General features: G+C 32.2%; 12 protein-coding genes. 8 read left to right on the forward strand and 4 right to left on the reverse strand.

Annotated features, from left to right (window positions below; all coding sequences use genetic code 11):
- The first annotated feature begins 107 nt into the window (after positions 1 to 107).
- The 6 genes from bsdE14_RS10625 to bsdE14_RS10650 all read left to right on the forward strand — a co-directional run bounded on the left by bsdE14_RS10625 (position 108) and on the right by bsdE14_RS10650 (position 6,298).
- On the forward strand, positions 108 to 1,058 hold the full coding sequence (locus bsdE14_RS10625) for a zinc-binding metallopeptidase family protein (RefSeq protein WP_264849904.1): 951 nt from the start codon (positions 108 to 110) through the stop codon (positions 1,056 to 1,058).
- Between the two features lie 81 nt (positions 1,059 to 1,139).
- Entirely contained in the window at positions 1,140 to 1,595 is a 456-nt protein-coding gene (locus tag bsdE14_RS10630) for a VanZ family protein (protein WP_264849905.1), read from the forward strand.
- Between the two features lie 112 nt (positions 1,596 to 1,707).
- Entirely contained in the window at positions 1,708 to 2,157 is a 450-nt protein-coding gene (locus bsdE14_RS10635) for an NUDIX domain-containing protein (protein WP_264849906.1), read from the forward strand.
- A gap of 369 nt (positions 2,158 to 2,526) precedes the next feature.
- On the forward strand, positions 2,527 to 3,090 hold the full coding sequence (locus tag bsdE14_RS10640; protein WP_264849907.1) for an RNA polymerase sigma factor: 564 nt from the start codon (positions 2,527 to 2,529) through the stop codon (positions 3,088 to 3,090).
- Positions 3,080 to 4,195, forward strand: coding sequence for a phosphodiester glycosidase family protein (locus bsdE14_RS10645; protein WP_264849909.1), 1,116 nt, complete (start codon positions 3,080 to 3,082; stop codon positions 4,193 to 4,195). Before bsdE14_RS10640 ends, bsdE14_RS10645 begins: the two co-directional genes overlap by 11 nt.
- 402 nt (positions 4,196 to 4,597) lie before the next feature.
- Positions 4,598 to 6,298, forward strand: coding sequence for a methyl-accepting chemotaxis protein (locus tag bsdE14_RS10650; protein WP_264849910.1), 1,701 nt, complete (start codon positions 4,598 to 4,600; stop codon positions 6,296 to 6,298).
- Between the two features lie 61 nt (positions 6,299 to 6,359).
- Here the strand turns inward: bsdE14_RS10650 and bsdE14_RS10655 are convergent, their stop codons facing one another.
- The 3 genes from bsdE14_RS10655 to bsdE14_RS10665 all read right to left on the reverse strand — a co-directional run bounded on the left by bsdE14_RS10655 (position 6,360) and on the right by bsdE14_RS10665 (position 10,299).
- Positions 6,360 to 8,222: an LTA synthase family protein gene (locus bsdE14_RS10655; protein WP_264849911.1), complete on the reverse strand. Its 1,863-nt coding sequence runs from the start codon at positions 8,220 to 8,222 to the stop codon at positions 6,360 to 6,362.
- 159 nt (positions 8,223 to 8,381) lie between these two features.
- Positions 8,382 to 8,978 (reverse strand): uracil-DNA glycosylase, encoded by a 597-nt coding sequence (locus bsdE14_RS10660; RefSeq protein WP_264849912.1) that lies wholly within the window; start codon positions 8,976 to 8,978, stop codon positions 8,382 to 8,384.
- 235 nt (positions 8,979 to 9,213) lie between these two features.
- Complete coding sequence (locus bsdE14_RS10665) at positions 9,214 to 10,299, reverse strand: L,D-transpeptidase family protein (protein ID WP_264849913.1); 1,086 nt, start codon at positions 10,297 to 10,299, stop codon at positions 9,214 to 9,216.
- Positions 10,300 to 10,436: 137 nt separating this feature from the next.
- On the opposite strand from bsdE14_RS10665, the gene bsdE14_RS10670 reads away from it, so the two are divergent.
- Together bsdE14_RS10670 and bsdE14_RS10675 are read left to right on the forward strand one after the other, a co-directional pair.
- Entirely contained in the window at positions 10,437 to 11,234 is a 798-nt protein-coding gene (locus tag bsdE14_RS10670) for a M15 family metallopeptidase (protein WP_264849915.1), read from the forward strand.
- 214 nt (positions 11,235 to 11,448) lie between these two features.
- Positions 11,449 to 12,318, forward strand: coding sequence for a DegV family protein (locus bsdE14_RS10675; protein WP_264852258.1), 870 nt, complete (start codon positions 11,449 to 11,451; stop codon positions 12,316 to 12,318).
- A gap of 46 nt (positions 12,319 to 12,364) precedes the next feature.
- Here the strand turns inward: bsdE14_RS10675 and cls are convergent, their stop codons facing one another.
- Complete coding sequence (gene cls, locus bsdE14_RS10680; RefSeq protein WP_264849916.1) at positions 12,365 to 13,801, reverse strand: cardiolipin synthase; 1,437 nt, start codon at positions 13,799 to 13,801, stop codon at positions 12,365 to 12,367.
- Between the last annotated feature and the right edge of the window lie 63 nt (positions 13,802 to 13,864).

Raw genomic sequence — 13,864 nt, forward strand, 5'->3', positions numbered from 1 at the left:
AAGACCTAAATACTTTTGGACAGGTACAATTTTTTTATGGGTGATTTGACCGTTAAAATCGGGATAGCTGAGTTGTCCAAAGGTCCGAGTGATAAGGAGGATTTATTATGGATGTGATGTTAGAAAAGCTTCTTAATGCCTTTGGTGTAAGTGGGCATGAAGGGGAAGTAAGAGAAGTAATCATGGAAGAATTAAAGGGTATAGATTGCAATGTAAAGGAAGACAAAATGGGTAACCTTATAGTGAAATTAGGTTCAGGAAATGAGAAAATAATGTTCTGTGCCCACATGGATGAGATAGGATTAATTGCAACTTATATTGAGGATAATGGGTTTGTAAGAGTAGGCAGCGTTGGAGATTTTAAACCAGGTGATATGGTGAACAATTTTGCAATGTTTAAAAATGGTACTATGGGAAAGATTGCTGCTGCTAAAGCAGAACCTGAAATAGGAGATATATTTATAGACTTAGGTATTAAGGGAAGAGAAGAAGTGCTAAAGGTTGTTAAGGAAGCTGATACAGCATGTTTTATTGGAGAAGCACTAGAGGTTGGTAAGAATATTATAAGTCCTGGACTGGATAACAGAATAGGCTGCTACATTCTTCTAAGAATGATAAAAGAGATAAAGGATACCAATAAAGAAGTTTATTTTGTTTTCTCAACTCAGCAGGAGCTTGGAGGAAGAGGTGCTAGAGCAGCAGCTTTTGCAATTGAACCAGATTATTGTGTAGTCATAGATTTAGAACAAGCAGGAGATGTGATTGGTGGAGAAGGAAACATAGCACTAGGAGCAGGACCCGTAGTTTCCATTATGGACAAAACACTAATTATGCACCATGAAATAAAGGAAATGCTAGACAGTGCTGCAGGCGATGATATAAAATTGCAGTATACTTATTCTACTAGCATAACTGATGGAGGAACTATACATAAGGAAGTTGGCGGAATAAAGACTGGTGTAGTATCTGTACCTTGCAGGTATAAGCACACAGTTTCTGAAATGGTTTGTCTAGAGGATGTAGAGGCAGTAATAAAACTATTAAAGAATTTAGTATAATATTGCTAAAGCATTAGTAATAGTTTGAGCAAAAAATTAATAAACTTGTGCTATAAATAATGTTGAAGAAAGGTTTGCTGTATGAAAAAGAAACATATAAAATGGATAGCTGTTATAGCTTGGATGATATTAATATTTGTATTTTCAAATATGCCAGGGGATGCATCTGATGAAAAGAGCAAGTTTGTTATATATATTTTTAATGCACTTGGATTGAATTTAAATAGTGTTTTTGGAAATCTAGCAGACTTTGTTGTTAGAAAATGTGCCCACTTTACTGAGTATTTTATTTTTTACATGCTGCTTTACAATGCATTTAAAGAAAATTTTCAATGGAAGAAAGCCATACTGTTTTCTATAGTTGGTGTGTTTTTATATGCCTCCTCAGATGAGTTTCACCAAAGCTTTATTCCAGGCAGAGGTCCTAGCTTTAGGGATGTTATGATAGATACTTCCGGCGGGGCGCTGGCTATGGTAGTCATTGTGATTAGGCAAATACAAAAAAATCGTGCTAAAAAAATAAAGTATATAAAATGAATATGTATGTAAAATGCTAATTGTCAATTTGACAATTAGCATTTTTTACGATTGGTATGGGAAAGTATGGTATAATGTTTAGTAGTGTTTTTATTAGAAAGGAAGAGAAAGCATGTTTATTCAGCATATAGAGTGCGGCAATAAAATTGAAGACATTGAATATAGAGAGAGAATAGGTGCATATGCACTAATTGTTAATTCAGATAATAAAATTGCTTTAGTTAGAAGGGATAATAACTATTTCCTGCCAGGAGGCGGAGTTGAGAATGATGAGACTTATGAAGAATGTTTAAAAAGAGAATGCTCAGAGGAAATAGGCTACAATTTAGAGCTAATAGAGTATATTGGAAAGTTGTCTCATTATACTAAATCTATTAAACACAACGAATACTTAAAATTAGTTGGACATTTTTATATAGGAAAGTTATTAGTTAAGAACGATTTAAAAATCGAAGAAGATCATGAACTTATTTGGATTCCAATTAAGGAGTCTTCAGATAAAATGCAGGAAGAATTTCAGGCACATGCTATAAGGGAATATATAAAGCAGCAAAAAATATGATATATTCAGAATGTATATGTACCGATAGGAATTTACTACACTAAGAATTAAAATATAATATTTGCTAAAAACTTAAGTTGTATATAGACTCTACAGGGATTTAGATGAACACTTTGTAGGTTTTTTTGTTTTTTGTATAAATAATTCTTAAAAGCAAAGGAGAGATTTAGGTGTCAGTAGAATTAAGAAAGTTAAAAGGAAAAATTTTATTAGGTAACCAACTAATAACAAAGTGATACGTATTATAGATGAAGATGCTTTGCAAAGTATTTGAATTTGAATATAAAAATTCAAGTGGATTTTTACAGGTACTCTAATGAGTGAGATGAACTATTTTAGAATACCAGGCTTTTAGAAAAGAGGGATTTTATGAAAACTGATTTAGAATTAGTGCAGCTAGTACTTGATGGTGAAATGAGTGCATATAATGATTTGCTGTTTCGCTATGAAGCACCTATATATAAATTTGTAGCTAATATAATCAAAAGTGAGGATATTGCTAAGGACATAAGCCAAGAGGTTTTTATAGCTGCTTACTACAAGCTTTATACTTATAACAAAAAAAATAAGTTTTCTAGCTGGCTTTTTAAAATAGCAATGAACAAATCAATAGATTACATGAGAAAAAATAGAAATATTCAACAAGTAGATATTGAAACTGCTGCTATTTTCGATAAAAGTATTTCTCCAGAACTTTATGCTGAATATAAGGAAGTAAAGAAAAATTTAGAGGATTTTATTGAAACCTTAAGTAAAACTGAAAAGCATATATTAATTTTAAGATATTCCTATGAAGATCTTACCTTTAATGATATTGGACAGATACTAAATATCAATGATTCTACTGTAAAGTACAAGTATTATAAAATTTATGATAAATATAAAAAGTATATTAGTGATAAAAAAGGGGTGACACCTAGTTATGAATTGTAAAAGCTTTAATAAAATGCTGCTTGAGTATATAGAAACTGAAAACTCTGGAATGCTTAATCAGGAAATGAAAGAACATATGGAAGCTTGTGAAAAGTGTGCTAATCAATATGAAGAAATGCTTGAAGTAAAGGCTTCCTTTAGGGAGTTATTCAATGCACCTAGCAAAAGTTTCACTCCACAGAATAGCGAAATACTTAATTTACTTGACAATAAATACTACAAAAAATCTTTAAGAAGTAAAATTTTATATCATTTTAAAAGAAATAAATACGCATATTCTGTTGGTTTTGCTTTTACTGCGTTAATGATTATAGCACTACCTTTGATGAAGAATTTTGTAAGTAACCCGTCCTATGCCATAGGCAAAATAACTAATAAGCAAGAAACAACATCTAAATCTGCCGCTTTAACCAATGAAAATTCTATTAATAAATATGATATAAAAGGTAAAAACTTTAATGGTGTACTTTTAGAGATAGCTAACCCAAAGAAAATAGCTCTAGGATATAGCCTGCAGGGGTCTAAACCAAATAAAACTACAAGTGAAATAGCCAAAAGCTATGGAGCTGCTGCTGCAATCAATGGAGGAGGAGTTTTAATAGATGCGGCAGATAACAAAGCATTTGCAGGTATGGGAATTCATGACGGAAATATAGTGTATAGTAATATGAAGGATGAAAAGAGTACAGAAACTTTTATAGGCTTTAATCAGGATGGCAAATTAATTTATGGTAAATATACCTTGGCAGAAGTTAAGAAGCTTGGCATTAAAGAGGGAATAACTTTGTCTATGGGAATTTCACTAGTAGAAAATAGTAAACCAATCACACTTAGCTCAGATTTTGGAGTGAATCCTCGAACAGTTATAGGACAAAAGGCAGATGGTACTGTAATAATGCTAACTATTAATGGAAGAAGAGAAGACTCTATTGGTGCTAGTTTATCAGAAGTACAAAAGATACTACTGGAATATGGCGCTGTATCTGCAATTAATCTTGACGGTGGATCTTATTCCTCAATGTACTATAATGGGTCAGTAATAAATAAACCTTGTAGTCCAAACGGGGAACAGCAAGTACCATCAATTTTTATGGTAATGCAATAAATAAAGTTTTGTAAAAAGCTAATTGCTAAAGCAGCAGTTAGCTTTTTTTATGTAATGAATTTACTATATAACCATTGAATAAATAAAAAGAGTATTGGAAGTTTATGGGGTGAAAAGTGAAAATTCAGATAACATCATTAAATAATATGTCATATTTTTAATAAATTGTTAATAAAGCAAAATAATATGTAATATAATGTAGCTTACTGTATAATATATATGTCTAAACATTTGTCTATATTTTTGGAATAATAATTAGAACATTAATCTTTGTATTTACCCAATACTTGGACTAAGTTGACAGAAAATGAAATGCTTCATAGGCAAATTTTAAATATAATATTCATTTTACATATATTTTTGACACAAAGGTCAAATTGAAAAAATACGGAGGGAACAAATATGAAAGTAAAAACCAAATTAGGCTTATCCTTTCTTACAATTATATTATTTACTGTTGCTATTAGCACCACAGGAATAATGTCACTAAAAAAAATAGGCACAAATGCAGATAATATGTACAACAATAGCTTACAATCTGTACAAATAATTGGAGACATTGAAAAGTCGCTATTAAGAATTAAAAGTGATGTTGTTGAGCTAGTTGATGAAAGAGATGCTTCTGCTTCTGATAAACAAGCACTAGAAAAAGATATACAGCTTAATACAGAAAAAGATAATCAATCTATAGCAGCTCTTGAAAAGCTTCCTATGATTCCTTCAGAAAAGGAAATATGGACAACCTTTAAGAGTCAATTAGAACAGTATAGAACAATGAGAGAAGATGTAATTAAGCTTGTTGATGCTGGAAACTACGATGAGGCAGCTAAGTCTTATGAACAGCTAAAAACAGTTAGAGATGCCATGATGACAAACCTTGATAAATTAGTAACCATGAATGATGAAATAGCTAAAACTCAAAATGAAAACAATCACTCAGTATTCGTTAAGAGCAGCAATATTATGCTATCAATTACCGTATTAGGAATTTTATTTGCGGCTGTACTTGCTTTTATCATTTCAAAGAGAATACATGCTTCATTGATTAGAATAGTACATTTTTCTGAGAGCCTAGCTAACTTTGATTTATCAAATAGCTTTAAGGAGGATATGAAGGATGAGTTTGGACAAGCGGGCACTTCACTTATAAAGGCTCAGGAAAATATCAAAGAACTTATAAAGGCAATAATGGACAATTCACAGAATATGAGTGCAGCAAGTGAAGAGCTTTCTGCTACTGTAGAAGAATTAACAGCAAAGGCTGAAAATATAGACAATGCAGTACTTAGTATAGTTGCTGGAACTCAGGAAACTAGTGCATCAGCAGAGGAAATAACAGCTTCTGTTGAGGAAGTGGATTCAAGTATTAATGAACTTTCAAGTAAAGCAATGGAGGGAAGCAATAATTCATTAAAGTCAAAGGATAGAGCTACTGAAGCTTCAAATAAGGGAACTGAAGCCATAAAAGAAGTTAGAAGCTTATATGCTGAAAAGAAAAATAATATGCTAAAGGCTATTGAAGAAGGTAAAGTTGTAGATAACGTAAAAATTATGGCAGATACCATTGCAAGTATATCAGAACAAACCAATTTACTTGCACTTAATGCTAATATTGAAGCTGCTAGAGCTGGAGAACAGGGCAGAGGCTTTTCAGTAGTTGCTGAAGAAGTAAGAAAGCTTGCAGAACAATCTTCAGCAGCTGTAACTGGTATTCAGGACACTATTGTAAAAGTTCAAGATGCATTTAAAAATCTATCTGAATATAGTAATGATGTATTAAAATTTATCAACGAAAATGTAGAACCACAATTTGTGGATTTTGAGAATATGGGAAAGCAATACTACAGTGATTCAGAGTTCGTTAGCAAGATGTCCGAGGAAATAGCATCTATGTCAGAAGAGCTCACTGCTACTGTTGATCAAGTAAGTGAGGCGGTTCAAACTATGGCATTAACTTCGCAAAAGTCCTCAGAGCATACAGAAACTATAGCAGAGAGTATTGATGAAACAACAAAGGCAATAGAGCAAATAGCTACGACTGCGCAAGAACAAGCAGAACTTGCACAAAAGCTCAATGAATTAGTACTTAAGTTTAAACTATAAGAGGTAAATAAAAAGTCATGAACCTTATTAAAATTAAGGCTCATGACTTTTTTATATAGTACTATTTTTTAGTCTTAAAGTAATTGCTCCTAAGCATTTTATCGGAAATATCAAGGGCTTCAATAGCACTCTTTTTATCATCTTCGCTCTTAGCATCACCAATATAAACACCATTACTAAGTATAGTAAAGTTCTTATTTGTTTTTAAAAGGTTTCTTCCCATGGCTGTATTTATATAGTCCTTTTCATCTACTCCCATTAAATAGGATACCGTTGGAAGTATATCAACCTGTCCACCAATTGTTTTTATTTCTTTGCCTTGCATACCTTTAGAATAGATTATTAGTGGAACTGTCATGTTGTTTTGAGACCACCAATCTTCTTTTGGCTGAATAGTTTTTAGTTTATCAGAGTAGTATTTATGAACGCCAGTATGGTCGCCGTATATTACTAGCACTGTGTTATCTAACAAGCCAGACTGATCTAGGCCGTCAATAAATTTACCAAGCTGCTTATCTGTATAGTGGACAGCTTGAAAATAGTCACCAAGCACTGTTTTACCAATATTATCAGATAGTTTCAATTCCTTAGTCTTTTCAGGCATATCAAAAGGCATATGGCTTGTGAGTGTTACAAAGAAAGAGTAAAATGGCTTAGGTTGTTCTACTATTTTGTCTTTAAGCTGTCTTAAGAAGGACTCGTCACTTAATCCATAACCAATAGTTTCATCTACTTTGAAACCAACCGTGTCTGTGCATTTATCAAAACCCATGGACTGCAGTGCAGGCATCCAGTTCCAATAGCCTCCTCCATCTGGGTGAAAGGCAGAGGTATAATAACCTAGTTTCTTCATAAGTACTGCCATGGAGTTATAACTGTTGTCAGGATATCTAAAAAAAGTAGCACCACTTCTCACAGGATGAGTTGAAGTATTGGCCATAAGATCAGCATCAGAGCTATTACCTCCGGAAACCTGCTCATGTATTTGTGAAAAATATAAGCTGTTTTTGATAATCTTATTCAAGTTTGGTGTTATTTCTTGATTTTCTATCTGTTCATTCATTAAAAACTGTTCTAAGGATTCAACTTGAACAAAAATTAAGTTCTTTCCCTTAAACATTGCTTTATATTCATTATCAGGCAGATTTTCCTGTTTATTTTTATACCAATCACTAATTTGTTTATTATCTTGTTCAGTTAGTACAAGTCTTTTAGAGTTTTCTATATAAGAAGCTATGTCATGAATATGATAGCCTATAGGTGACATAATTGATATATTAAGCACAGGTGAAAAATAGGTATAAAAATATCTTCTGTTAGCTCCATCCTCTAGTACGTCATATCTATAGTGATAATAAGATGGAATACCTATTCCAACAGCTAAGAGAATAACGAAAGTAAGTACCTTTCTTTTAGCAGTTTTGTAAAAGCTTTTTATTCCAAAAGTAATTATCAATAGAATTATTATATCCATAAAGAAAATAATATCAATAGGTCTCAGCATAGAAGATACGCTAGAGCCTGTACCGCCTAGGTTTTTTGTTGCGTCAAGAGTATATATGGATATAAAATTTTGAAAACATCTATAGTAAACCAGGTCACACAGCATTAGAAAAGAAATAATAAAATTCATGAGAATAAGCACAAAGGCTTGTACCTTTCCTTTAAACAAATATGCTATAGACACAAATATTACTATAAATGAAAGATGTATTGGAATATTCTTAGCATAATAGAATATAGAGTGTGGAGCTAAATGCGTTGCTGTAGGTGTAGATACAAAAGAAGTAAAAGTTAAAAACTTTAAAAATATAAAAAGTATTGTAAGTAAAAGCAATAGGTTTTCCTTTAAAAATAAAGGTACATTATTTAGAATTTTAGAGAAAGGCATATTTTTATTCTGCCTATTTAAAACTTTTTCCATAGATAGTTATCCTTCCTTATAATAGTAATTATCGAATTAGATATTCTACACGAAATAGTGTAGCAACTGTATTATATCATTATTTTTAAAGTATGAAAAATGGAAAAGAAACCTATATGCTTTATACTCAGATTTTTTGGTTAATTCAAGAAGCTTTTATTAAATATTTTTAAGAGCGTCAGCAAGAAGCTCCCAATCCTTTTCGTAGAGCTTTAGAAATTCTTCATTTCTATTATAGGTTAAGGCTGAAGGATGATACATTGGGAATACGTGTCTTTTTAATTCTTGGTTAAAGTATAAAGATCCATGACATTCACCTATGCTCTTAAAATTAGTTAGTCTCTTAAGAGGTACATTACCTAAAGTTACAATTACTTTAGGGTTTACCAAAGCAATTTCTTCATCTAGCACTTCTCTAAACATTTCAACTTCCTTAGTTTTTGGAGGTCTGTTGCTGATAGAAGTACGTCCGTTTTTGCCTTCTTTTATAGTAATTGGTCTAACAAAACAAGTATTTGTTATTCTTATTTTATCTCGAGATAGACCAATAGAATTTAAATAGCTTTCAAAGGTTTTTCCTGCCATGCCTACAAAGGGTTTTCCTTCCTCTACTTCTGTTTTTCCAGGAGCTTCTCCTACAAATAAAATATCACAGGGAATAGGGCCATCCCCTGTAATGTAGCCTCCTGTAGGCTCATCCTTATAGTTTTCAGCAATTACTTTAATTTTTTGTTTTATATCTTCAAATGTAGTCATTGATTTTCTCCTTTCATTAAGAAACACTATGTAATTTGGAATTTGTAGAGGAGGTAAGAACTAAGAGGTAAAAAGTAAGAGTTTATGAAAAAAATCAGCAGGGCTGAATTTTCACCACAACTATTACTTCTTAGTTCTTACCTCTTACTTATTCATAAGTTATAGTTTATCATATAGATTTTAATTTTATAACAGCTATAATAGAATAACCTCCAATTCATTGGAGGTTATTCTATTACATATTATTTAATTCAGAAGTTGGACCTTGAATTATTACCGGATTTTTTGAAGAATCAAGCCATCTTAATACTTGAACTAAATTGCTTTCAGGCATGGCAGTACACCCTAGAGTACCTCCGCCAGAAAGTGGAGTTATATGTAGAAACATGCCACTTCCTTTTCCCATAACCTTGTTTGAATCCATATTGTAGTTTATAACAGCAGCATATTTATACAAAGGTTGATTTGTTCCTAGTGCTTCATAATCCTTCCAATTTGGATCAGGCCCACCTTCTCGATGAATCCATACATTATATCTTTCAAGTACTGAATCGCTTACCCAATAATCATTTTGATTAGAAGCTTTATAAGGCATTTTAAACCCTGCATTTCCACCCCAGCCAAACAGATAAGGTATTGAAAAAATACCTACAGGAGAGGTTAAGTCACCCTCATGTCTATTTGTAGAAAAGCCCTTTATTCCTACTACCCCCGATATGTTTGAATATACCTCTTTCCAGCTGCCATTAATTTTTTCATAAGTATTTATATTTACACGGCAGGTGCCAAAGGAATTTGCTTGAACAAGGATTGCTTGCTGAGAGTTTCCTAAGGATTTTATCTTATCAATTAGTCTGTTTGATTGAGGAGTTGTTGAAGCTTGAGCTACTTGTACTTTTTGTTTTTTATTTTCATCTGACTTCTTTACTTCTTCCTGCTTTTTTAATTCCTCCTGCTTTTTTAGCTCTTCTTGTTTTTTTTGTTCTTCCTGCTTTTTTAATTCCTCCTGCTTTTTTAGCTCTTCTTGTTTTTTTTGTTCTTCTTGCTTTTTTAATTCTTCTTTATGGTTCTTTTCTAAAAGCAGTCTTTGCATTTGCTTATTAAGCTTTGACTGGAGTTCGTATTCTTCTTTCTTCTGTTCATCTGCATCAGTATTATCATTTTTTTCCTTTGAAGCTGCTTGGGATTGAACACTGATTTTTTCTGCATAAATTAATTTTGAAGCACTGCTATTGGAAGATAAACTGCAGCCAGAAATTAAACTTGCTTGCAGAATAAAAAATGATATAAAAAATATGACATATTTCTTATTAATTCTCAATATTATGTCCCCCTATACTAGTTAATTTAATAATATTATACTATCGACAAGAAATTAAAACAATTTGAAAATTTCTGAGAATTTGATACAATTTTTGTAGAAGTATATTAGATAAGATATGATAATGGGGGACGTAGATGAAAAATAGGATATTGGTTGCCTTCTTAGGGGCATGTGTAATGATTTTTATGTGCAGCTGTGGTATAGATAGAAATAAAGTAAATGAAGTTAAAACTAATAATATTTTGCAGAAAGTGGAGAAAGCCAATAGTACAAATAAGGATGAAGAAACAGCACAAAGGCAAGAGGAACAGTCTTTATTGAAAAAGTCAGAACAAGCTGCAAAGGAAGGTAAATCGCAGCAGAATAAAATAACAGAAATAGACGGGCTTGTAAAGCTTAAGGATATGGATAGTAGTTTTATAATTGATCTTCGATATGCTACAACAAGTAATTTTACAGGAAAGAACATATATCCTGTTGATGTTTGTGTACTGAGAAAGGAAACTGCTGAAAAGCTAGTAAAAGCTAATGAAGAGTTTAAAAAGCTTGGTTATAAAATTAAGGTATGGGATGCTTATAGACCTCCTTATGTACAGCAGATATTTTGGAATCTGGTTCAGGATAGTAGATATGTGGCTAATCCTAAAACAGGAGGTTCTAGGCATAATATTGGCACAGCTGTGGATATAACACTTGTAGATAATTTGGGTAAAGAGCTAGTTATGCCTTCTGGTTTTGATGATTTTTCAATAAGAGCTCAGAGAAGCAATCCTAATATAAGTGAAGAGGCAAAAAAGAATTCCAAACTTCTTACTGATGTTATGGTAAGGGTAGGATTTGAACCAATAGAAACTGAATGGTGGCATTTTGATGATAGTGAAAGTTCAAAGTATAAAATAGTTGATATAAAGCTTGAAAGGTTTGAACAGTAGCATCATATGTTTGATATAGTCATTAGTATAGCCATTGCCAATATATTGCCAAAACCTGATTAAAATGTTAATATGAATGTATGTATTTTCGAGATAAGTGTAAAATTACACAACAAAAAAGTAGGTTAAAGGACTAAATGACCTTTAACGGGTAATCTAACAATAGAAATAGGTATGAATAGGTTACCCAGTGTGACCAGTGAAAGGAGAAAACATAATGGAAACAGTAATCATTATAGATTCTTGTAGTGACCTTCCTAAAGATTATGTAGAAGAAAACAAAATTACTATGATGCCAATGACTTATAATTTTAAAGGCAAGGATTGGACGGATGACTTTGGACAAAGTTTGTCCTATGAGGAGTTTTATAGGGAAGTAAGAAATGGAGAGATGTCTTCAACATCTCAAATAAACGTATATAGATATTCAGAAGAGTTTAAAAAGCAGGTTAAGGATGGAAAAAGTATCATATGCATTTGTTTTTCATCTGCATTAAGTGGTTCCTATAATAATGCAATGGTTGCTAGGGAAATGGTTCTAGAGGAACTTCCAGAAGCAGATATATCTGTTATTGACAGCAGATGTGCATCTATGGGAGAAGGACTTTTGGACTTCTATGCTATTGAAATGTTAAAAGCAGGTCATAGCAAAGAAGAAATAGTAACCTGGCTGGAGGATAATAAGCTAAAATTAAATCACTGGTTTACTGTTGATGATTTGAATCATTTAAAGCGTGGAGGAAGAGTTTCGAGTACTGCAGCTATGATAGGGACATTACTTGAAATTAAGCCAGTACTTCATGTAGATGATTTAGGAAGGCTTATACCTGTTACAAAGGTTAAGGGGAGAAAAAAATCAATCAAGATGCTTGCGCAGATGCTTGATGAGAGAATAGTTAATTCAGAGGAACAGGTAATATTTATTAGTCACGGAGATTGTCTGGAAGAAGCTGAAAATTTAAAGAGAATGATATTAGAAAAGCATAAGGTTAAGGATGTAGTTATAAATTTTATAGGACCTGTAGTAGGTTCTCACTCTGGTCCAGGAACGGTAGCATTGTTTTTCTTAGGAGAAAAAAGATAAGCTGGGATATTCCCAGCTTATCTTTTTTATAATATAAAATATTAAGTTACAACAAGGATGAAAATACTCTTGCTAGGGATTCCAATGCTCTTATATGCTTTGGGGTATTTTCATAATCAGTAAGGGTAATCTCTGTACTGCTTTCTAAATCTTCAAAGAATTGTTCTTCTAGCTCTTTGGTTTTATTATCATCATATATAACTGCATTTATTTCATAATTTAATTCATAGCTTCTAATATCCATATTTGCAGTTCCTACAGTGGCTATTTTACCATCTATTGTCATAACCTTAGCATGTATAAAGGATTTAGAGTTATAAAAGTTTACTTTAGCTCCGCACTTTAGAAGTTCCAGTAAGTAAGTTCTTGAAGCATAATAAACAGCAGCATGATCATATTTACCTGGAAATAAGATTCTAACATCTATTCCACTCAGTGAAGCCATCTTAAGTGCTTCCATTATGCTTTCAGTTGGAACAAAATAAGGTGTTGATATGTATATATGTTTTTCTGCCATGGTGATCATTTTTAATACACCCTGCATTATAGCGGGATATTCGCTGTCTGGGCCGCTTTTTATAAGCTGCATAATTTCACCTTTAGACTTTTTTGGTTCTGGGAAGTAGTGCTTAAAGTCTTCCGTTTCAAAGAAAAAATCACCATTTACTTTTTTTATGGTAAAGTAATCATCTATGAAAACTGCTTGAAGCCCTAGAGCAAAATCCCCTTTAACCATTAGGTGAGTATCTCTCCAATAGCCTAGCTTTCCCTTGCCTAGATATTCATCTCCTATATTAATGCCGCCAACAAAACCAATCTTACCATCGATAACAACAATTTTTCTATGGTTTCTATAGTTAATTTGTGTATTTATCATTCTTAAAAGTGGGGCTAAAAAGTAAGAGTACTGTACTACATCCACACCAGCAGCTTTTAGCTCCTGTATGTAGCTCTTCTTTATCTTTATTGAACCCACTCTATCTAAAATAAATTTAACACGAACTCCTTCATTAGCCTTTTCAATAAGCAAATCCTTTATTTCATTTCCTATAACATCACTTTTTACTATGTAGTATTCAAGGTGGATATGATGCTTTGCTTTTTTTATAGCAGCTTTCAAGGCCTGAAACTTTTCAGTACCATCGTTAAATATAGTAATATCGTTATCTACAAAAAGTGGAGAATCACTGTTTTTCGCAAGTAACTCAATTAAAGGAATATATTCCGGATTCTCAATTCTATTTATAACTCTATTTATAAGGTCTCTTACAAAAGGAGAAAAGTCATCATTTAACTTATGCTTCTTCCAGTTCCTTCCCAAGAACATATATAGCAACAAGCCAATTGGAGGCAGCAAAATAAAGACCAAAAGCCAAGCTATAGTTTTTTCTGGTCTTCTTCTCTCTAGGGTTATTATTAATATAGAGACTACTATGTATATGATATAGAGCCATATTGGTATTAGTGTGGATTTATAAAACACTAGTATCACCTCTAGTCATTATAATTGCAAACTATTTTCAAAATATACTTATCATGATATGAG

The sequence above is a fragment of the Clostridium omnivorum genome (genome assembly GCF_026012015.1).
GTDB lineage: Bacteria > Bacillota > Clostridia > Clostridiales > Clostridiaceae > Clostridium_AX > Clostridium_AX omnivorum.